This is a genomic window from Francisella persica ATCC VR-331, assembly GCF_001653955.1.
Taxonomy (GTDB): Bacteria; Pseudomonadota; Gammaproteobacteria; order Francisellales; family Francisellaceae; genus Francisella; species Francisella persica.
In genome coordinates this window covers 313,387-334,785 of sequence record NZ_CP013022.1, presented here as the reverse complement: position 1 = coordinate 334,785, position 21,399 = coordinate 313,387, and the positions used below count along the sequence as shown (strand labels likewise).

The following is a 21,399-nucleotide window of genomic DNA, read 5'->3' as shown; positions in this document are numbered from 1 at the left end:
TTTATTTTTGTACTTTATCCAATGCTGAAGCAGTTGCCTGTAATGTTTTGATCATCCAGCTGATAGCATCATCATTTGTAGGCATAGTCTCAGTAATGCCGACTACTGGTATATTATTTTTATTAGCAAGTTCTAATACATTATTTGTAACATTATCTGTGACTTGCTTGTTATAGAAAAGTACTTTGACTTGCTTATCATTAAAGAGTTTTTGATAATCAATCATCATTTTAGGACTAGGCTCAGAGTTATTCATTATCACCCACTGGAATGCAAGACCTTTCATATTTAATCCTAAGGTATTAGCCATATAACCAAATAATGGCTCTGTAGCGGTTACAAGTGTCCCAGAGCTCGACTGCTTTATTTGTTTGACTAGATCATAAACCTTTTGATACTTATGGTTAAAGTTTTCAAGATTTTTTTCAAATAAGCTACTATCGACGGAATCTTGCTTAGAAAAAATATCTTTCAGTTTAGCTGCTAAAGCTGGGAATGTATCAGGATCATACCAAAGGTGTGGATTAATTCCAAATTTTGAAGTTTGTTTATAGTTTATCAGGTCTTGTACCTTAATGATTTCAGCATCTTTATTACTTTTGAGTATTGGTGTAATCCATGAGTCATAATCAGCACCGTTATAGATAATTACATCTGCTTCAGCTAAAAGCTTAGCATTTTTTACAGAAGAGATAAAAGTATGTGGATCACCATCGGCATTATTGATTATGTTAGTAACTTTAACATTACTACCGCCAATAAGCTTAGCGATACTACCATACTGATTTTCAGCAGCGACAACTGATATGTCATGTCTACCTTTTGTTGTTTGTGGCTTATCACTTTCAGCTAAAAGATTTATAGCTACTAAAGCTACAATCACAACAGTTGCTAAAGCTACTAGTATATATTTTTTCATAATTCATATTGTATTGAAATTTTTGTACAACAAATGATAGAGTAAAAAAAAGCCGGAGTAAAGTAGTATATAGTTTAGCTATTAGAATCTTTGATAAATATAGCAATTATAAAAGAAGAAAAGCATCAAAATAGGAATGATTACCAATGTTGTTTGGAAAGCATAGAGTACTTGATGTGTTTCTTTGAGATAGGAGATCATCTCTCCAAGAGTAATCGGCTGTAATATTCCACCACTTAATGGTAAAAACATATTTACAACTGCTAATCCAGTAGCTATTTGTTTTGCTGATATCGTGTTTCTTAGCTCAGAATAAGTACATGTAACAGCCATGAACACCACCAAATAAAACGCAGAGGATATATGCAATAATAATGTTTTGATTAAAGAATAACAAGTAAGTTACGATGAAAAACCGAATATGGGTGAAATTAAAAGAAATCTTTTCTTGCTGTTTACTGTAGATGCTATCACTCCATAAATTGGACTAAAGATACATAAATAGGTAAAGATTAGTGAAGTACAAAATCCTGCTTGACTTTAGGTAAAACCATATAAAGTCAGATACCTTATACTCCATAAATCTGCAAGTAGCACAGTAGTACCATATATCGTAAAACAGAATAAACCATTGAACCAAATTTGTTTGTTTTAAAATACCGCTAAAATATCTTTTAATGTTTGGCTTTGTTTTACTGTTATGTTTATTTTTCTTATAATAAGGGTGAGTTTTGATAACAAAAATACTAAACAAATAAATAGTATAAAAGAGATCATAAAAATCAAAGCCATAATTTGTGAGATACTAAGATATTTAGACAAAAAACTAAAGGAGCAGCAGAAAGTGTCGCACCAATTATATAATACAAACTGAGCGAGACCTGTAAATGCTGGAAGTAATCTATTTGTTAACCAAATAGCTATTTATTTGATCGCGCATAGAATAGCAAAAACACCACCAAATCCTGCTATAATTTCTATATATTAGCAGAATAGGTTTAGACTGAGCTATAGTTGCAATAAGCATAACTACAGAAAATATAGCGCTGCTAACTTCTGATTATCTTTTTGACATCAAATTTATCAACTATTATACCAGCTGGTATTTGTAAAACTATATAGCTCCAATAAAAAAGATGAGCTAAACAATACTGTTGAGGCAATACTAAGGTTATAAGATTCTTTCATAAAATCATCGAGTAAGAGACGTATGTTTGAAGACCTTACAAAGTATTCAAGGGCTTTAAATAAAGCGCAAATAAACCAAATACTAAATGTAGTATTCTTGTCTTATACATTTAACTAAATTCCTATTTTTTAACAACTAAGCATTAGGAGTATTGATAGCTTTTCGAGAATAGCACGTTTATATGCTAAACAATAATTAATTATGAAAACAAATTTTACTTATTTTAAATTTTTATGCTTGAGTTCTTGCAGGCACTATTCGAGTATTATTTCCAGACATATATATAGTCGCTTGATCACCAATATTAAGATCATGCTTATCTTCTTGGAGTACTGCTATGGTTCTTCCGCTATCAAGTTTTATTGTAAACTGATAGCCTTTTGACGATGTTATAGCATCTTCTGTTACCCCACCAGCAATTCCTCCTACTATCGCACCACCTATTGAAGCTGCGACACTTGTAAAGACATTGCCACTTCCTGCTAAAGCTCCACCAATACCACCAGCTAAGCCACCAATTCTTACACCGATATTATCAAAGCCTTTGATATTGATTTGTTGGATATCAATAATTTGACCATGCTCAACTTGAGATACTTGACCTACAGAATTAGCTGAATAGCTTGGCGCAGAACTAGAGCAATTTGTCAACAAAAAGCATGATGATAAAAGACAAATCCAGATAAATTTTCTCATTTATGTTCTCCTAGCAGTATAATTTATTGGCGATTTCAGCAACTCGTTTGCCTAGTGTTTTGCATATCTTTATCTCATCATCAGACATGGTCTTATTGGGTGAGAATGTATTTAAGTGTGAAGCTCCATATGGAGTACCGCCTGTACGAGTATGTTCTAAGGCTTGTTCACTATACGGTACACCAACTATCAAGCAACCATGATGAATAAAAGGGATCATCATTGATAATAAAGTGCTCTCATGACCTGCATGCATTCCTGATGCGGTGGTGAAAAAACCTACTGGTTTGCCGATTAGACTACCCTTAAACCATAGATCACTGTGTATTTCTAGAAAGTACTTAAGTGGCGATGCCATATTACCAAAATACGCAGGACTTCCAACTATTAGACCATCACAATTAGCTAAATTTTCTTTTGTTGCATAGAGGTCACCATCATCTGGAATTAAAGGCTCAAGCTGTTCGGTTTTTGCAGAAACATTTGGTACAGTGCGGATAGTTGCTATTGCTCCTGTGGCCTCAACTCCAAGGGCTATAGTATGCGCCATTTTCTTTGTACTTCCACCTTGGCTGTAGTATATTATTAGTATGTTTTTCATTATAATTATATCTATGTTTGATATTAGATTGTACAAAAAATATTTGCTAATATTTAAAAAAACATTGGATCTGGGTCTTTAAAAAATATCTCCATAAAGACTGTCCAACAGTAGCTGCCTCAATAACTCTTACGAGTTTGTTTGCTATCGTACCAGCTTTTTTCATTATAATAAATATTTTAGATGCTTTTAGTTCTCTTTCTGAGAGTCTGCAAAATTTTCTTTTTGAAAATATGCTTCCAGAAACAGTAACAGCTGTTCAGCAGTATATTACTAGGATTTCTCATAAAATGACTTCCTTACTATTACATCAGTTATAGGTCTTACTTATGGTGATCTTTTTGATGATAAAAAGATTAGAAATTACTTTAAATAGAATCTTTTTATGCAAATAGGCAGCGTCCAATGCTTCAAAGTCTATTAGTATACTGGGCATTAATGACAATGTGACCACTATTGATGGGGTTTGTATTTATTTCGAGTACTTATCTTATATACTATGGCGTGGTTTGTTAAAGACATTGATATGGAGCAATATCTTTTGAATGGCTTATCACTTATTTTTTAAACAGTAGGTTTTTTTTGTTGTTTACAAGATATTACCTAATACAACAATAAGTTCAAAAATTGCCTTATTAGCAGCATTTTTAGTAGCAATTGTCTTTACTCTTACTAAGAAGATTTTTGCCTTATATATGTTTTATGTACCTACATATTCTGTGATCTATGGATCATTACCATTAATACCAATATCTATTCTTTGGGTTTTTATTACTTGGCAAATTACACTTTTGAGTGTGGTGATAATCCGTGCAATGCGGTATATGAAGGTAACTTTAGATTTTTAAAAAGAACTTAAAAGAGATGATCTTAGTATAAGTGTTAATATGCTTAAAGAGTTGTATCATGCGCAAAAAGAGCTCAAAATGGTATGAGTATTAATGATTTATATCAAAAAACTTCAGTAGCAGATTATGATAAGATTAAAAGAATTCTATATGCTTTAGAAACAGCCAATATAATTAGGATTTCAGCTTAAGATATTTGCTACTTAAACTGTGATGTTTTTGATATAAGCTTACATAAAGTTTATTTAGCTTTTAATCTTATAATTAATTTTAAAACTAGTTCTATTAGAAAAATTAATGTTATAAAATCTCAGCTATACAAACAACTTGATATAAAATTATACGAGTGTTTTAAAAATCTTTAAGGTTGACTAATGTTATTTGAAATTCTTGATTTTTTGGCATTGATTATAAATGTCTTATATACAATCTATTTGGCTAGATTAAAAGTCTGGTCGTGGCCGTTAGGTATTGTTGGTGCTGTGTTACTATTATTCTTATTTGCTATGAAAGGTACATATTCGCTAGTATTGCTACAGATAGTATATGTAATATTTTTCAGTTATGGTTGGTATAAATGGCATACTCAAGGTGTTGATGGCGAGCATAAAATTGTCAAGTGGATGAAGTTTACTGATTACCTTCATTATTTAGTCTATGTGATTGTTTTGTGTATATTTAGTATTGGTTTAAACTATATTACAGCTTCTGCGGATATTATTTCTACCGGTATTCTCACTGGGATTACTTTTACTGCAATTATTATGACTATAGAGAAATTTATGGAGAACTGGATAGTTTGGATTATTTCTGATTTATATTTTGTTGTTGTGATGTACCAACAACAGTTATATGGTCAAGTTCTGCAAAATTTCATATTTTTTATTACCGCTGTTTATGGTTTTTACTATTGGTATATCAATACTATGGTAGTGGAAGCTAACAAATGATTGTTAAGGTAGCTTTACCAGTACCACCTAGTTATATGCTTGACTATATTGTTGATAGCCAAAATGTAGAGCTATTTGAGCGGGTCTTGGTTCAAGTAGGCAAGCGTCAGCTGATTGGTTTTATCATAGCAAAAGATATCAAGATTGATTATGAACCTGAAAAGATTAAAGCTATTATAAGAACTCTTGATAAACCGATTAGTATACCAATACAAAAATTAATATTATGGCTAGCGCAATACTACTGCTGTGATATATACAGTGCAATACGCTTAGCGCTACCAAATGACTTCCTAAAGCTACAACAGCTTAAGCCACAACAAGATACATATGTATATATCGATCGAGTAAGTCTACAACAACATAAACTAACAGCAAAGCAGAAAGATTTAATAAATGCTGTTGCTACACGAGAGTTAATTAAATTAGAAGATCTAAAACAGTTAGCATCAAGCTATGTTATTAATAAGTTATTTGATAAAAATATTCTTAATAAAACTTATAAGCTAAAGCAAAGTGTAAATACCCTGAATGCTGATAAAGCTAAGACTCTTAACCAAGAACAACAATATGCTCTAGAGCAAATATTGGCTAATACAAATTTTAATGTATCGTTGTTATATGGTATTACTGGAAGTGGTAAAACCGAAATATATTTACAAACAATAGCTGAATTTTTATCTAAGTCTCAGCAGGTGTTGATTTTGGTTCCGGAGATAAATCTTACTCCACAAACAATCAAGAGATTTGAAAATAGATTTGTAGATAAAAATGTTGTTGCGCTACATTCTAAATTAAGTGATAAAGCAAGTTTAACTAATTGGCTAAAGATAAAGCAAGGCAAAGCTGATATTGTAATTGCGACACGTAGTGGTGTTCTAGCTGATTTTGATAATCTTGGAATAATTATAGTTGATGAAGAACATGATAGCTCATTTAAGCAGCAAACTACTACTATCCGCTATAATGCTCGAGATGTCGTGATATTTAGAGCTAGACAGCTTGATATACCGGTAATATTAGGAAGTGCAACACCATCGCTACAAAGCTATCACAATTGTATTACTGGTAAATATCGACTGCTTAAACTAACACAAAGAGCATTAAACTCGCATAAAAATCAAATTAAACTTTTGGATTTAAAATCAACTATCGTTGATAATGGCATTAGTAGTCAGCTCTTTAGTCTTTTACAAAAAAATATTCAATCTCATCAGCAATCACTGGTTTTTATCAATAAACTAGGTTTTGCTAAAGCATTAGTATGTAAAAGTTGTGGTGAGGTTGTTGAATGCAAAAAATGTGATAAACCTTACACTCTACACACGCAGCCATATCAGTATTTAGAGTGTCATTTTTGTGGTTCGCGTAAGCCCTTGGTTACAGTATGCCCTAGCTGTGGAGCACAAGAGTTATTTCCTTATGGTTGTGGGACTGAAAAAATCCAAGCTCTAATAGAAGCAAAATTTCCTTACAATAGAGTTATACGTTTTGATCGTACAAATATCAAAACTATAACTGATTTACATGCTATTAACCAGATGATAAATGAAAATCAAGTTGATATTATTGTTGGTACACAAATGATTGCAAAAGGGCATCATTTTGAGAATATTACCTTAGTTGGCTTAATAAATATTGATGTTGGTTTATATAGTAGTGATTTTAATGCTATTGAAAGAACAGCACAGCTGATTGTACAGGTTGCTGGTAGAGCAGGTAGGGCAGATAAACCAGGAACAATAATATTACAAACTTATCAACCAGAAAATAAGCTACTTCAATTGTTAGTAAATAGCGATTATTTAGAGTTTCTAAATTATCTTTTACAGCAAAGGGAATATGCTGGTTATCCGCCTTATGCATATCAAGCTCAAATAATTGCAGAATCAAAAAAACAAGAGCAAATTCTAGCGTTGCTAAATGATATATATTCAAACATATCTAGCGGTGTAAATATCCAAGTCTCTAAGCCTTTACCAGCATTACACCTTAAACGTAATAATGTCTACAGATATAGCTTATTGCTAACAGCAAAGACGCGTAAGGAAATTAATTCTATAGTTAATTGGCTTAATAATAAATTTGCTATAAATATATCAAGTTCAGTAAAAATGTACTTTGATATTGATCCTATTGACTTAGCATAAGCGTTGAAGTAAAAGTTTGATAGTACTGCTACAAAATAGTTCATTGAGTTAGAGTGGGAATTACTGTATATGTTGAAAAATAAATTACTAGTGATTTTTGAAAAATACAAATATCTTATCTAAAGTAGTTTTATAGTTTATTTTATATTTAAGACTTCTTGAGGTGTCAGGCATTATTAACAAGATTAATAAGAAAACCATCATATTTATTAGCATTAAAGTTATTAAAGAAAATCTCCATGAGCTAACTGATTGTATAAATACACCTCTAGCACATACGTGGTTATAGCTGACTAGCCAGGGCATATAAAGAAAATGATTTTTAATCTCTTAGGATTATGTTAAATATTAGCATTTATTGATCTACTTAATTACAGATAGCACTACCAATCGCAGTTACAATTTTACCTATAATAAGAAAATGAGTCCTTGAGTAAAAGCTGATATCAAAACATCTAGAATTGTTATTGATAATGATAATTAATAAAAGTTTTTTTACAGCAGATACCTCTCACTTAGATATCGATAAGGTGGTTGAAGATATCTATGATGAGCATATAGATTACTACGCTATTTTAAAGTAATGCTTGAGATGTTTCAAAATTAGTTTTGATTGGGCTTAAGGATGCACTGATCAAATCAACCTAGATTAGTGCTGTATAATACAATCAAGCCACTAAAAATCAAGGCTATATACGATATGCTTTAAGTATTTAGAGTTTATTTAATAATAGATTATAAAGATATTTTTTATAATAAAATGATAATTACAAAGTTTTATTTAGGACTTTGTATATTTTTTTAAGGATATCTGGATTACTGTTTAGCCAGTTGTCAAACTCTTTAGCAGTTTTCTTGCCTTGTGGTGTATTTTAAATATAAGTGTATTTTAAATATAAAAGTTTTGTAGTATTGATTATCATTTTACAGCTATTTTACAGAATTTAGGGTTCTTAGAGTGTTAATAGGCCATACTAAAGTATCTGTAAACATAATATTTGGGTGTATATATAAATACCTTTTATGATAGAGAGTTTATAGCTTGGTTATTATTACTTATTATTAGCAGTTTAGCATTTTAAAATTTTTGTAGTACAAATATCTGATTTGTACCACCTCTATTTTTGATAACCAATATTTTTGGATTATCAATATCACTAGTTTGATACTTATTTAACTTTTTACAAGCAGCCATAGTAGCTTTATTAAATAACATTAGTGGGCGTGGTAAGACAAATTCTTTTTGATGCTTAGGGGTTATGGTCATTCTCCTCCAAAAAAAAACATTATTTTTAAATGTTACCCAAGAAGTTTTAATAAACTTGCCACGTTCTTTTTTTGCTTTTTACAAAAGCTTCTATGAATTTGATATCTTTACCAGAATATTTGTTACCTTTGGGATTGTAGAAAATGGTGCATAATCGCAACTGTTTCTACAAATAATATCAGCATATGTATTTGGAACCATAACTCCCATAGTAGCTGTAAATGCGAATATGAATTTTTTCATGATTTTTAAAATTATGGTTTTTGCTGATAAGATTTTATATCAAAGAGCAGAAAATAGAATAACTTAGATAAATTTTTATTGAGATTGATCTTCTTTTTTTTCTAACATAGTAGCTACAAAACAACCTACTGTAACTGCTAGACCAGCTGATATAATCCACGCTAAATAATACATATAGTTTTCTCCTTATCTAGTACATTTCATGTGAGTTAGCTTTAACTTCTTCGGCTGATATTCTTCGCCCATTAGCCCATATTTTTTTATAGACAAAGAAAGTATAGCTAAATATGATTGGAAGAATAATAGCTGATGCACATAATATACCTATCAGTGATGTTTGGCTACTACTTGCGTTGTAGACTGTTAGGCTATACATATGGTCACCAATATTAGAAACCATGATAAAAGGGAATAAAGTAAAGCCAACAGTTAGTACCGCACCAAGTAAAGAGGCCATACTAGCTAAGAATGCAGCACCATCTCTGTCTTGATTGTTAAATATAATGACAAATATAGCTCCAACAAAAGCTAGTATAGGTGCAAACCACATCCATATATGCGAATTGTTGAAGTTATAGTACCATGAATGATCAGTAGTTACTTTACCAGCTGTAAAAGCATGGTTTAAAGCATCTGATAGATGAGCTAAGCCAGCATCTGGAGTAAACTGATAGCCAGGTATAAAAGATATCCAAATTGCAGCAATTATAAATAAAACTATATATACAGTTGTTGTTACATTAGTAATCTTTCTAAATCTACCACGTAAAACGCCACTAGTTCTAAGCTTAGCATAAGCAGATCCATGCATTAACGCCATATTTAGTGCAAATATACCAAATAATAGTGAAAATGGTGTTAGTAAATGTAGTAATGTGATCCACATCGACTGATATTTGCCATTTGTTACTGTCCCATAAATTAGTCTGGCAGTATCATCATAAGAGATTGGGAAACCTAAATAAAGATTACCAACAGCTACACCCATCACAACTATAGGGATTATACTTCCAAGTACAAGCATCCAATCCCAGAATTTACGCCATTTATGATTGTCTATTTTCTTTCTATACTCAAAAGCAGGAGGTCTAAGGAAAAGTCCCCATAGTACTATTAAAATTGCAATATATAATCCCGAGAAGCTAGTGGCATATACTTGAGGCCATATAGCAAATATAGCACCACCAGCGGTGATAAACCAAACTTGGCTACCATCCCATGTAGGCCCTATAGTATTTATAATGGCTCTTTTCTCATAGTCGTCTTTGCCAACGAATTTCGCAAGAATACCTACACCAAAATCAAAGCCAACTGTAGCCGCTACCAAAAATATTAGCACTCCTACAACTAGCCAAGAGATAATTTGTAACGCATTCAATAACATTTATCTCTCCTTATTTACTATTTATATTGTTTTGTTCAAAATGGTATTTACCAGTACCTAAAGAGCTAGGACCAAGTTTTGCATATTTGAACATTAAAAACACCATCACAGCAAATAGCGCAGTATCTATTAGGAAGAATATCGCCATTGATGTTCCGACGTCCGCAGCAGTTAATGCTGAAGAACTAATACTTGTAGGTAATTGATCATAAACAGTCCAAGGCTGACGGCCATGCTCAGTTACATACCAACCAGCAATGCACGCAATATAAGGTAATGGTATTGACCAAATCATTACTCTTAGAATAAATCTACTGAATGCGTTATTAGTAAGAGCATTTCTAGCAAGTAGAATTAGTCCAACAACTATTAAGGTAAACATAAAGAAACCTATGAATACCATTATTCTAAAGCTCCAGAAAACACTAGCAACATCTGGAACCATATTAGTAGCAACAGCTCTTACTAATTCTGGATCATTTGCAACTTTAGTAATTGTTGCTGAGTCAGCTACACCATATTTTTCTTGAGCAGCTTGTACTAACATTTTACCAAAGCCTATATATTTCTGATAAGTAGGGTTGTTGTAGTTAGTGTAGCTACTGTCAGGAGTATCACCGCTATGACCTGTCTCACGCCATTTTAGAAGATCTGCATATGCAAGACCACCTTCTTTGATCATTACTAAAGCAGAAGGTACTTTTTCATATTTGCTTGGGTTTGCAGCTGCAGCTTGAGGTGAAACATCAGCAGTTTGTCCTGTTTTGATGTCTCTGTAGTATGCAAGATTTGGGTCTCTTTGACCATTAGCTGTCTTTTTACCATAAAGTATAGCTTTGATTCCTGGAATTTCTGTGTCTGTTGAGTGAGTTGCGATCACACCTAATACAGCTGGGATAGGGACATCAAAATTATTTTTTTGATTTTTTTGACTTGGTAGTGCCACGGCACTAAAGGCTGCTGGAGCTTTAGATGTATCCCATTCTGCTTCGATAGCTGCCATTTTTAGTGGTTGTACTCTAAAAGCATCAACACCGTTTGCATCACCGAAAATAATCGCAACTAAACATGTAATTAAGCCAAAACCTAAACCGATAGCAATAGATCTCTTAGCAAATTCTACATCGCGACCCCTAATCAAGTAAAATGCACTTATACCTATTACAAAGATAGCTGCGGTAGTGTATCCAGCAGTCATAACATGACCAAAGTTTGTTTGAGCTGTATGGTTAAGGAATAGATCTAATAAGCTAACTGTCTCCATTCTCATAGTCGTAGCAACAAATTCAGATCCTACGGGATGCTGCATGTAGCCATTTGCGACTAAGATTAGTAAAGCTGAAAAACTTGAACCAATTGCTAGACAAAATGTTGATAGTAAATGTTGTTTTTTTGTAAGCTTATCCCAACCAAAGAAAAATAAGCCAGCAAATGTAGATTCAAGCATAAATGCTGCTAAGCCTTCAATAGCTAAAGGCGTACCAAAAATGTCACCTACTGATTGAGAATAATATGACCAGTTAGTCCCAAATTCAAATTCCATGGTTAGACCGGTAATAATACCTAAAGCGAAGTTTATTCCGAGTAATTTACCCCAAAACTTCACCATATCTTTATAAACTTCTTTACCTGTTCTTATGTACATTAGCTCCATTGTGAAAATGATCCACGTCAGACCTAAAGTTAGCGGAACAAATAAGAAGTGAAATGATGCTGTTAAACCAAACTGCAATCTTGCTAAGTCAACAGACATGAGTGTTGGTAACATATTTATTTCTCCTTATACACGAGTAACTAAACGTTATTAAATTTTTCTAAAAATAAAGTTGGGAGAAAAAAGGTTGATCTTAGTTGTAGTTACTTATTTCTCACCTTTAAATTGTGCAGTTCAAATTATAACACATTAATTACATAAATCAAAAAAATAAATTCTGCTGAAAGCATTGATAAATAAAAGACCGTTAGTGTACTAAAATGTGTAGATTAATATTGTTTGAATAATACGCTTTAGATTTATATTAGTTTATGTTATTATGCGCTATAAATTTAATTTTTTATTTAAGTTAAGTTTTAAATGAAAAGAAGTTTTCTTATATTTATTTTCCTATTATGTTTTGGTGAAATTTTTTCCAAGGAATATAATGTTTCAGATTTAATTAAAGACAATACATATAAAGGAGCAAAAATTAATAAATTAAAAGCAAATAAAAGTTATCTAGAAAAAATTTTAGCACAATATAAGGAATATGAAAATGGGCATGATAGTTTTGAAACTAAGGATTATGTGCGAGACTCAACCGATAGTTCTAGTGATAATATTTTAGATAGTAATTCTCAACAACTTCAAAGTTCAGTAAAAGCTAGCTTTTCTAGAAGTTCTGGAGGTTCTGGAAGTTCTGGAAGTTCTGGAAGTTCTGGAAGTTCTGGAAGTTCTGGAGGTTCTGGAGGTTCTGGAGGTTCTGGAGGTTCTGGAGGTTCTGGAGGTTCTGGAGGTTCTGGAGGTTCTGGAGGTTCTGGAGGTTCTGGAGGTTCTGGAGGTTCTGGAGGTTCTGGAGGTTCTGGAGGTTCTGGAGGTTCTGGAGGTTCTGGAGGTTCTGGAGGTTTGGATGAAGCAGCTAAGGAATCGACTAAGTTAAATGAGCAGTTAAAATCTAAAGAAAAAGAAGTTGAGAGAGCTCAAATTGATTTAGTAAAAGTTAATCAAGATAAAGGTAGATTAGAGCAAGAGCTAAGAGCTTCTAATGCTAATTCACAAGGATTACAAGAGCAGTTAGCTATGGCTAATGATCAGTCAAAAGAATTAGAAGAGAAGTTAGGTAATTCAGAATTAGAAGTTAAGCGAATTAAAGATGAATTGGAAAAATCTAATGCTAATTCACAAGGATTACAAGAGCAGTTAGCTATGGCTAATGATCAGTCAAAAGAATTAGAAGAGAAGTTAGGTAATTCAGAATTAGAAGTTAAGCGAATTAAAGATGAATTGGAAAAATCTAATGCTAATTCACAAGGATTACAAGAGCAGTTAGCTATGGCTAATGATCAGTCAAAAGAATTAGAAGAGAAGCTAAAAGATGCTAATACTAAATTGACTGAGTTAGAGCAAGAGCTAAGAGCTTCTAATGCTAATTCACAAGGATTACAAGAGCAGTTAGCTATGGCTAATGATCAGTCAAAAGAATTAGAAGAGAAGCTAAAAGATGCTAATACTAAATTGACTGAGTTAGAGCAAGAGCTAAGAGCTTCTAATGCTAATTCACAAGGATTACAAGAGCAGTTAGCTATGGCTAATGATCAGTCAAAAGAATTAGAAGAGAAGTTAGGTAATTCAGAATTAGAAGTTAAGCGAATTAAAGATGAATTGGAAAAATCTAATGCTAATTCACAAGGATTACAAGAGCAGTTAGCTATGGCTAATGATCAGTCAAAAGAATTAGAAGAGAAGCTAAAAGATGCTAATACTAAATTGACTGAGTTAGAGCAAGAGCTAAGAGCTTCTAATGCTAATTCACAAGGATTACAAGAGCAGTTAGCTATGGCTAATGATCAGTCAAAAGAATTAGAAGAGAAGCTAAAAGATGCTAATACTAAATTGACTGAGTTAGAGCAAGAGCTAAGAGCTTCTAATGCTAATTCACAAGGATTACAAGAGCAGTTAGCTATGGCTAATGATCAGTCAAAAGAATTAGAAGAGAAGCTAAAAGATGCTAATACTAAATTGACTGAGTTAGAGCAAGAGCTAAGAGCTTCTAATGCTAATTCACAAGGATTACAAGAGCAGTTAGCTATGGCTAATGATCAGTCAAAAGAATTAGAAGAGAAGTTAGGTAATTCAGAATTAGAAGTTAAGCGAATTAAAGATGAATTGGAAAAATCTAATGCTAATTCACAAGGATTACAAGAGCAGTTAGCTATGGCTAATGATCAGTCAAAAGAATTAGAAGAGAAGCTAAAAGATGCTAATACTAAATTGACTGAGTTAGAGCAAGAGCTAAGAGCTTCTAATGCTAATTCACAAGGATTACAAGAGCAGTTAGCTATGGCTAATGATCAGTCAAAAGAATTAGAAGAGAAGTTAGGTAATTCAGAATTAGAAGTTAAGCGAATTAAAGATGAATTGGAAAAATCTAATGCTAATTCACAAGGATTACAAGAGCAGTTAGCTATGGCTAATGATCAGTCAAAAGAATTAGAAGAGAAGCTAAAAGATGCTAATACTAAATTGACTGAGTTAGAGCAAGAGCTAAGAGCTTCTAATGCTAATTCACAAGGATTACAAGAGCAGTTAGCTATGGCTAATGATCAGTCAAAAGAATTAGAAGAGAAGTTAGGTAATTCAGAATTAGAAGTTAAGCGAATTAAAGATGAATTGGAAAAATCTAATGCTAATTCACAAGGATTACAAGAGCAGTTAGCTATGGCTAATGATCAGTCAAAAGAATTAGAAGAGAAGCTAAAAGATGCTAATACTAAATTGACTGAGTTAGAGCAAGAGCTAAGAGCTTCTAATGCTAATTCACAAGGATTACAAGAGCAGTTAGCTATGGCTAATGATCAGTCAAAAGAATTAGAAGAGAAGCTAAAAGATGCTAATACTAAATTGACTGAGTTAGAGCAAGAGCTAAGAGCTTCTAATGCTAATTCACAAGGATTACAAGAGCAGTTAGCTATGGCTAATGATCAGTCAAAAGAATTAGAAGAGAAGTTAGGTAATTCAGAATTAGAAGTTAAGCGAATTAAAGATGAATTGGAAAAATCTAATGCTAATTCACAAGGATTACAAGAGCAGTTAGCTATGGCTAATGATCAGTCAAAAGAATTAGAAGAGAAGCTAAAAGATGCTAATACTAAATTGACTGAGTTAGAGCAAGAGCTAAGAGCTTCTAATGCTAATTCACAAGGATTACAAGAGCAGTTAGCTATGGCTAATGATCAGTCAAAAGAATTAGAAGAGAAGTTAGGTAATTCAGAATTAGAAGTTAAGCGAATTAAAGATGAATTGGAAAAATCTAATGCTAATTCACAAGGATTACAAGAGCAGTTAGCTATGGCTAATGATCAGTCAAAAGAATTAGAAGAGAAGCTAAAAGATGCTAATACTAAATTGACTGAGTTAGAGCAAGAGCTAAGAGCTTCTAATGCTAATTCACAAGGATTACAAGAGCAGTTAGCTATGGCTAATGATCAGTCAAAAGAATTAGAAGAGAAGCTAAAAGATGCTAATACTAAATTGACTGAGTTAGAGCAAGAGCTAAGAGCTTCTAATGCTAATTCACAAGGATTACAAGAGCAGTTAGCTATGGCTAATGATCAGTCAAAAGAATTAGAAGAGAAGCTAAAAGATGCTAATACTAAATTGACTGAGTTAGAGCAAGAGCTAAGAGCTTCTAATGCTAATTCACAAGGATTACAAGAGCAGTTAGCTATGGCTAATGATCAGTCAAAAGAATTAGAAGAGAAGCTAAAAGATGCTAATACTAAATTGACTGAGTTAGAGCAAGAGCTAAGAGCTTCTAATGCTAATTCACAAGGATTACAAGAGCAGTTAGCTATGGCTAATGATCAGTCAAAAGAATTAGAAGAGAAGTTAGGTAATTCAGAATTAGAAGTTAAGCGAATTAAAGATGAATTGGAAAAATCTAATGCTAATTCACAAGGATTACAAGATGAATTGACTGATCTTCAAGAAGAGAGATCTAATTTAGAGAATCAACTAGAAGAATATAAGGAATTACGTAGTCAGCATTATGAATTGCAATACCAGTTAGATAAACTTAATAATGAATCATCTGAATTAAAGGCTCATTTAGCTGATTTAGAGAAGAGATCCAATGATCCAAAAGGAAATTCAAGTAAGAAGGCTGTAAACGAGAAAGAAAATTTAGAAAAAATAGATAAAAAGTTAGCTAAACAGGAAATTGATATAAAATTAAGAAAAGAGATTATTGAAAAAGAGTCAAGGCAATTAGCTAAGCATGAAACTGAAATAAAGTTGAGAAGAGAAGCTATTGAGAGAGGGGTAAAACAGTTAATTAGGAAAGAACAAGAAGTAAATTCTAAAAAAGGTATTGTTGATGGTGAATTTAAGAAATTAACTAAGAAAGAACAAGAAGTAAACTTTAAAAAAAGTATTGTTAATGGTGAATTTAAGAAATTAACTAAGAAAGAACAAGAAGTAAATTTTAAAAAAGGTATTGTTGATGGTGAATTTAAGAAATTAACTAAGAAAGAACAAGAAGTAAATTTTAAAAAAGGTATTGTTGATGGTGAATTTAAGAAATTAACTAGGAAAGAACAAGAAGTAAATTTTAAAAAAGGTATTGTTGATGGTGAATTTAAGAAATTAACTAGGAAGGAGCAAGAGGTAAATTCTAAAAAAGGTATTGTTGCAAGAGAAGCAAAGCTGTTAGCTAAGATAGAAGCTGAGATGAAACAAAAAGAACAAATTATCGAAGAAGCGAGAAGGCAACTAAATAAACTTAGAGATAATTATGGAAAAGCACAATTGTTAGGTATAGGAGATAGCAAGCCAAGCTCTATAAATAGTAAGTTAAAAACCTTAGACTCATTACATAAAAATTTACAAAAAAATGATTATAAAAGTAGTTTGAAAACATTAAATATGTCAGGAAATCAGAATACAAAAAGCTTTGGTCTAGCTGAGTTATTTGGGGATGCTGATAAATTTGGTTACACAACGAAACCTAAGCAAGGTAAGGTCTCCTTAGAAAACAATATATGTAAACCTATTAGGGATTGGCAAAGCGATCAAAATATACGATATGGTGAGAAGATTTCTTCGGTTACTCCAGTAAAAAAATTAAGTAATGAATTAAAAAAATATTAAGTTTAAATATGGGAAAGAAAAGTAGTATTATTTTTATTGGTGTAATTATTCTAGCATCTGTATTTTTTTACATTAAAAAGTCAGATCATGTTACAGCTATAAAAGGGAGAGAAAATTCTAAAAATAAATTACCGATAGTTGTTGAAGTTGAGAGTATTAAAGAACAAGACTCATATCATGAATTAGATTTATTTGGAAAAACTAGTGCTTATGAGGTGTTTACTATAAAAGCTAAATCATCAGGAGTAGCTCAAAATATTACTTTTTCCCTCGGGACTTTTGTGAAGAAAGGAGATTTATTGTTATCTTTTGATACAGAATTAGTTGATTCTAAAATAGAAATACAAAAAGAAATATATGAAACTAAATATAAACAAGCTGAAGCAATGAGAAAGTTAGTAGATAAAGGTGCTGCTAGCCATCTTGAATATAGTAAGTTTAGATTAGATTATTTGAATAATAAACAAAAATATTATGAACTGTTAGATGAAAAAGAAAAAAGTTATATATTGTCGCCTACTAATGGTATAGTAGAATCTAAATCGGTATCTGAAGGCGAGTATATAGCTACTAAAGATAAGATTGCTACTATAGATAATATTGACAAAATTAGAATTTCTTTTGATATGGAAGAGGATGATTATAGAAAATTTAAAAATAGTAAAGAAGCTATTATTGAAGCATATGTTCAGTCTATAGATAAATTTATTAATGTAGACGTTTTTGAATCTTCTGAAATCTCGAAAGATGGTAGCCATTCAGTGCACATTGAAGGTGTGGTACCTAACTCTGATAGAGAATTACTTCCTGGTTTATTTGTCAAGATCAGAGTATTTTTTTTAGATGAAAATAAAATGATGTTAGTACCTAAACAATCTGTATTTATGGATGATGATCAATATTTTGTTTATAAATATAATAATGGTAAAGCAGAAAAAGTTTTTGTAAAAGTAAATAAGTCTTACAATGATTATTTACAAATATCATCCTCGCTAGGTAAAAATGATAAAGTTATTGTTGCTAGTAGTAGAAGATTATATCCAAGTGCTAAAGTAAGTTTAGAAAAATTATGAAAATTTCAATACAACATGGTAGTGTTTTCATTGTAATTAATCTAATTATATGTTTGCTTGGTATATATTGTTATTCGAAGTTAAAGATTAAATTAATCCCTGAATTACCAGTGTCAAGTATATATGTGACAATTAATAATCCTGGAGTAAAAGCTCAGCTTATTGAAAAACAAATAACAAAACCAATAGAGGAAATTTTATCTACCGTAGACGGTCTTGAATCAATTAGTTCATTTAGTGAAATTGGTGAAAGTAAAATAGAATTAAATATTAAATCTGGTAAAGCTATCCAGAACTCAGTCAATGAGGTTAGGGATTTAATTTCTAAGAATAAGAATATCTTACCTGAGGGTACTAAAGAGCCTATAGTTTCAACTGATAGTTTTTTATCTAAGCCCATCATGTATGTCTCTATATACTCTTGTAATGGTAAAGAGATATCAAATTCTGAGATTGTTAATATAAAACAAAAATTAAAATATGTAGATGGCTATTCTAAAGCTCTTATTTTTGGAAATAGAGAAAAAACACTTTATGTTAGTGCTTTAATTGATAGGATATTTAAATATGATATTTCTGTTGATCAGTTGATGGCTGATTTGTCACAGGCAAATTCTAATTTTTCTGGTGGCAAAGTTTCTAATAACTATAAAACTGAATATATTTCTTTTAACAGATTTGTCAATCTTGTAGAAGATTTTGATAATATTGAAATTGATAGTAATGGAGTAGCGGTTAAACTAAAAAATATAGCTAAAATAGAGTTTAAAGACAAAGAAGAATCTAGTTTTGCTTATGGTAATGAAAAGAAGGTAGTATTGCTAGGACTTTTTGTTAAAAATGGTTTTAACCCTGTAGACTTCTCAAAAAATATAAATAAATTCATTAAAAATTACTCTAAAATAAATAGTGATATAAAGTTTGAAATAATTATTGATGAGAGTAAGGATGTATTGAAAGCTTTTGATGATACTACCCATACTTTAATAGAAGCAATTATATTAGTATCAGTGATAGTGTATTTGTTGATTGGGTCTTTGCGCTACTCGTCAATAGCTATACTTGCTATACCAGTGTCTTTATCAGGTAGCTTTATAGCACTTTATTTATTTGGTTATACAATTAATAACGTTACTATGCTCGCGATGGTATTAGCTATTGGCTTAGTTGTTGATGATTCAATAGTTGTTATAGAGAATGCAGAACATTATTATAATAAAAAAAATAATGCAATTGATAGTATAAGCAAAGCTATTTCAAATTTATTTGTATCGGTGCTAGTCTTGATGTTGACATTGGTTGTAATATATATACCGTGTATATTTATGCAGGGAGAAATAGGAAGAATTTTACAAGAATTTGCTTTAACTATTGTATCTTCAATGCTTATATCTTTTCTAGTAGCTTTTACCTTAACTCCAGTACTTTTTTTAAAATTAGCAAAAAGACCTGGTCACAATTTTGTAATTAAAGTTATTAATACATTATTTAAGTTAATAACTAAATTATATCTTAAAACCTTGATAAAAGCTATAAGAAAACCATTGTTATTTATACTCATGATTTTTGTAATTACATTTTTGGGATTCTACTTTGCAAAAACAAAATTGAGAATAGAAGTCGAGCCTTTTGAAAAAAAAGATATGATTATTATAGAGAATACTTTTTCACCAAATACAAGTTTAAAATATATTCATACATATATGCAGAAAATATTTAATACTATAAAATCAGATCATAATATTAAATCATCTTTAATGATAGAAGAGTCGCCTGTTTCAACAATTTGGTTAACTTTGCAGGATCGATCAAAATCTGAGGAAACTCTAGATAATATAAATAACAAGCTAGCTAACATTTCTGTTGGTGGAGATGTTTCTGCTAAAATTGCTCAGAATAAAAACGCTGGAAGTGCATCAGGGTCTTATGAGTTAGATTTTTACATTAATAATTCCAAATCTCCCAAAAATCTACAGATAGTTCCATCTATTATTAGTGAAAAAATGATGAATACTTTTGATGACTTTTATACAATTGCACCAGGAATTGTCCAAGATATTGGAGTCAATTGTAATAAAAATAAATTATTCAAATACGGGATAACTGAAAAAGATTTTGCTGATCTTTTGGATATATTTCTTAATCAACGTAAAATAGAAGTTTTTGAAGAAGGAAATAATGTTTATGATATAGTATTTAGATTAGATGATAGTGCTTCAAAAGATTTGTCTAAAATAGAATCAATTAGTATAAAAAATCAAAAAGATGGTGAAAGTAACGTACAACTCAGACAAGTTTGTAGTATTTTTAAATCAAGTGCTCCTAGTAGTATTTTTAGGTTTAACGAGCAGTTTTCTCTAAATGCTCATGCAGTTACTAAACCGAATGTTGAACTAAGCCAAGCCATTAAGTTTATTGAAGAAATAAATGATAATTTACCTGATGGTTCAAGTATTTCATATTCTGAAAAAACAAAAACTTTAATAGAGTTATCAGAATTTTTCACTTTGTTTATATTAGTGGCACTAATTGGTCTTTATTTGTTAATGTATGCTAGATTTAATAGTTTCCTAATGCCTGTTATAATCCTAGGTAGCGTGCCTGTTTGTATAAGTTTTGGTTTATGGGGATTATATTTAATAGCTGGTAGTTTTAATATTTATACGATTTTATCATTGGTTACTCTAATGGGTTTAATGACAAAACATTGTGTTTTATTATGTAGTGCAATAGATAATCGCCAAAAATCTGGGTTTAGTCTCATAAGCTCTATTATAAGTGGTTCAAAGTCTAGAATTAGAGCCATTATGATAACTACATTAGCTATGTCGATAGGATTAATTTCTCTATTTTTTGATAATGGGAATTATGCTAATAGTAGATTTCAAATTGCAACAATTTTAGTGATGGGAATAGTTTTTGGTTCTATTTTAGTTTTATATTCTTGTCCAATATTATATTTTTTGCTTAAGAAGGGTAAATCTAAAATGTCTAATTATAAGCAATTATAATATATTTAGCTGAGATATTAAAGGGTTGCACAATCATACCAATTAAAATAGTTTATTTAAACAACATGTTTTGAATTTTGATCATCTGTAAATAAGCTACTTATGGAGTTATAATGCTTTTTAATAGTAGCTCAGTTATTTTAGAATATTTATTTTCTCAACAGTCTTTCTTGTATCAAATTAATAGAGTTTTTATACGTTATTTAATATTAGTTGGTAATGTT

13 protein-coding genes and 1 pseudogene are annotated in these 21,399 nt (G+C 31.1%); 6 read left to right on the top strand and 8 right to left on the bottom strand.

Annotated elements, in window-relative coordinates; translation table 11 throughout:
- Nucleotide 1: 1 nt before the first annotated feature.
- The 4 genes from FSC845_RS01715 to wrbA all read right to left on the bottom strand — a co-directional run bounded on the left by FSC845_RS01715 (nt 2) and on the right by wrbA (nt 3,411).
- The gene (locus FSC845_RS01715; RefSeq protein ID WP_064461501.1) at nt 2-919 is read right to left on the bottom strand and encodes a metal ABC transporter solute-binding protein, Zn/Mn family; all 918 of its coding nucleotides are present in this window, start codon (nt 917-919) and stop codon (nt 2-4) included.
- A gap of 81 nt (nt 920-1,000) precedes the next feature.
- Nucleotides 1,001-1,252, bottom strand: coding sequence for a hypothetical protein (locus FSC845_RS08490; RefSeq protein ID WP_227806618.1), 252 nt, complete (start codon nt 1,250-1,252; stop codon nt 1,001-1,003).
- 1,087 nt (nt 1,253-2,339) lie between these two features.
- Complete coding sequence (locus FSC845_RS01705; protein ID WP_064461500.1) at nt 2,340-2,804, bottom strand: hypothetical protein; 465 nt, start codon at nt 2,802-2,804, stop codon at nt 2,340-2,342.
- Nucleotides 2,805-2,814: 10 nt separating this feature from the next.
- Nucleotides 2,815-3,411: an NAD(P)H:quinone oxidoreductase gene (gene wrbA / locus FSC845_RS01700; protein ID WP_144416537.1), complete on the bottom strand. Its 597-nt coding sequence runs from the start codon at nt 3,409-3,411 to the stop codon at nt 2,815-2,817.
- Nucleotides 3,412-3,418: 7 nt separating this feature from the next.
- Between wrbA and FSC845_RS01695 the strand changes: the two are divergent.
- The 3 genes and pseudogenes from FSC845_RS01695 (at nt 3,419) to priA (ending at nt 7,353) form a co-directional block, all read left to right on the top strand.
- Nucleotides 3,419-4,618, top strand: a pseudogene (locus FSC845_RS01695) (YhjD/YihY/BrkB family envelope integrity protein).
- 9 nt (nt 4,619-4,627) lie between these two features.
- The gene (gene pnuC / locus FSC845_RS01690; RefSeq protein WP_064461498.1) at nt 4,628-5,203 is read left to right on the top strand and encodes a nicotinamide riboside transporter PnuC; all 576 of its coding nucleotides are present in this window, start codon (nt 4,628-4,630) and stop codon (nt 5,201-5,203) included.
- Complete coding sequence (priA, locus tag FSC845_RS01685; RefSeq protein WP_064461497.1) at nt 5,200-7,353, top strand: replication restart helicase PriA; 2,154 nt, start codon at nt 5,200-5,202, stop codon at nt 7,351-7,353. Before pnuC ends, priA begins: the two co-directional genes overlap by 4 nt.
- A gap of 1,078 nt (nt 7,354-8,431) precedes the next feature.
- On the opposite strand, the gene FSC845_RS08485 is transcribed toward priA, so the two are convergent.
- The 4 genes from FSC845_RS08485 to FSC845_RS01665 all read right to left on the bottom strand — a co-directional run bounded on the left by FSC845_RS08485 (nt 8,432) and on the right by FSC845_RS01665 (nt 12,015).
- Complete coding sequence (locus FSC845_RS08485; RefSeq protein ID WP_227806617.1) at nt 8,432-8,620, bottom strand: type 2 periplasmic-binding domain-containing protein; 189 nt, start codon at nt 8,618-8,620, stop codon at nt 8,432-8,434.
- Nucleotides 8,621-8,938: 318 nt separating this feature from the next.
- Nucleotides 8,939-9,037 carry a CydX/CbdX family cytochrome bd oxidase small subunit gene (locus tag FSC845_RS01675; RefSeq protein ID WP_068594344.1) on the bottom strand — a complete coding sequence of 33 codons (99 nt, stop codon included), beginning with the start codon at nt 9,035-9,037 and terminating at the stop codon, nt 8,939-8,941.
- A gap of 16 nt (nt 9,038-9,053) precedes the next feature.
- Nucleotides 9,054-10,247 carry a cytochrome d ubiquinol oxidase subunit II gene (gene cydB, locus FSC845_RS01670; protein WP_064461496.1) on the bottom strand — a complete coding sequence of 398 codons (1,194 nt, stop codon included), beginning with the start codon at nt 10,245-10,247 and terminating at the stop codon, nt 9,054-9,056.
- Between the two features lie 10 nt (nt 10,248-10,257).
- Entirely contained in the window at nt 10,258-12,015 is a 1,758-nt protein-coding gene (locus FSC845_RS01665) for a cytochrome ubiquinol oxidase subunit I (RefSeq protein ID WP_064461495.1), read from the bottom strand.
- A 306-nt stretch (nt 12,016-12,321) separates the two neighbouring features.
- On the opposite strand from FSC845_RS01665, the gene FSC845_RS07715 reads away from it, so the two are divergent.
- From FSC845_RS07715 to FSC845_RS01650, 3 genes are read left to right on the top strand one after another with little or no spacing between them, the layout of a single operon-like run.
- Nucleotides 12,322-17,091 (top strand): hypothetical protein, encoded by a 4,770-nt coding sequence (locus FSC845_RS07715; RefSeq protein WP_068594342.1) that lies wholly within the window; start codon nt 12,322-12,324, stop codon nt 17,089-17,091.
- A gap of 8 nt (nt 17,092-17,099) precedes the next feature.
- A complete protein-coding gene (locus tag FSC845_RS01655; protein ID WP_064461492.1) occupies nt 17,100-18,164 on the top strand; it encodes an efflux RND transporter periplasmic adaptor subunit in 1,065 nt (354 codons plus the stop codon).
- Nucleotides 18,161-21,175, top strand: coding sequence for an efflux RND transporter permease subunit (locus FSC845_RS01650; protein WP_064461491.1), 3,015 nt, complete (start codon nt 18,161-18,163; stop codon nt 21,173-21,175). The genes FSC845_RS01655 and FSC845_RS01650 overlap by 4 nt, the downstream gene beginning before the upstream one ends.
- Nucleotides 21,176-21,399 lie beyond the last annotated feature (224 nt).

What these genes read in the sequence shown, in the direction of transcription:
- FSC845_RS01665 (WP_064461495.1), bottom strand. Translation starts at nt 12,015, where the DNA reads ATGTTACCAACACTCATGTCTGTTGACTTAGCAAGATTGCAGTTTGGT.
- FSC845_RS07715 (WP_068594342.1), top strand. Translation starts at nt 12,322, where the DNA reads ATGAAAAGAAGTTTTCTTATATTTATTTTCCTATTATGTTTTGGTGAA.
- priA (WP_064461497.1), top strand. Translation starts at nt 5,200, where the DNA reads ATGATTGTTAAGGTAGCTTTACCAGTACCACCTAGTTATATGCTTGAC.
- FSC845_RS01650 (WP_064461491.1), top strand. Translation starts at nt 18,161, where the DNA reads ATGAAAATTTCAATACAACATGGTAGTGTTTTCATTGTAATTAATCTA.
- cydB (WP_064461496.1), bottom strand. Translation starts at nt 10,247, where the DNA reads ATGTTATTGAATGCGTTACAAATTATCTCTTGGCTAGTTGTAGGAGTG.
- FSC845_RS08485 (WP_227806617.1), bottom strand. Translation starts at nt 8,620, where the DNA reads ATGACCATAACCCCTAAGCATCAAAAAGAATTTGTCTTACCACGCCCA.
- FSC845_RS01705 (WP_064461500.1), bottom strand. Translation starts at nt 2,804, where the DNA reads ATGAGAAAATTTATCTGGATTTGTCTTTTATCATCATGCTTTTTGTTG.
- pnuC (WP_064461498.1), top strand. Translation starts at nt 4,628, where the DNA reads ATGTTATTTGAAATTCTTGATTTTTTGGCATTGATTATAAATGTCTTA.
- FSC845_RS01675 (WP_068594344.1), bottom strand. Translation starts at nt 9,037, where the DNA reads ATGTATTATTTAGCGTGGATTATATCAGCTGGTCTAGCAGTTACAGTA.
- FSC845_RS01715 (WP_064461501.1), bottom strand. Translation starts at nt 919, where the DNA reads ATGAAAAAATATATACTAGTAGCTTTAGCAACTGTTGTGATTGTAGCT.
- FSC845_RS01655 (WP_064461492.1), top strand. Translation starts at nt 17,100, where the DNA reads ATGGGAAAGAAAAGTAGTATTATTTTTATTGGTGTAATTATTCTAGCA.
- FSC845_RS08490 (WP_227806618.1), bottom strand. Translation starts at nt 1,252, where the DNA reads ATGGCTGTTACATGTACTTATTCTGAGCTAAGAAACACGATATCAGCA.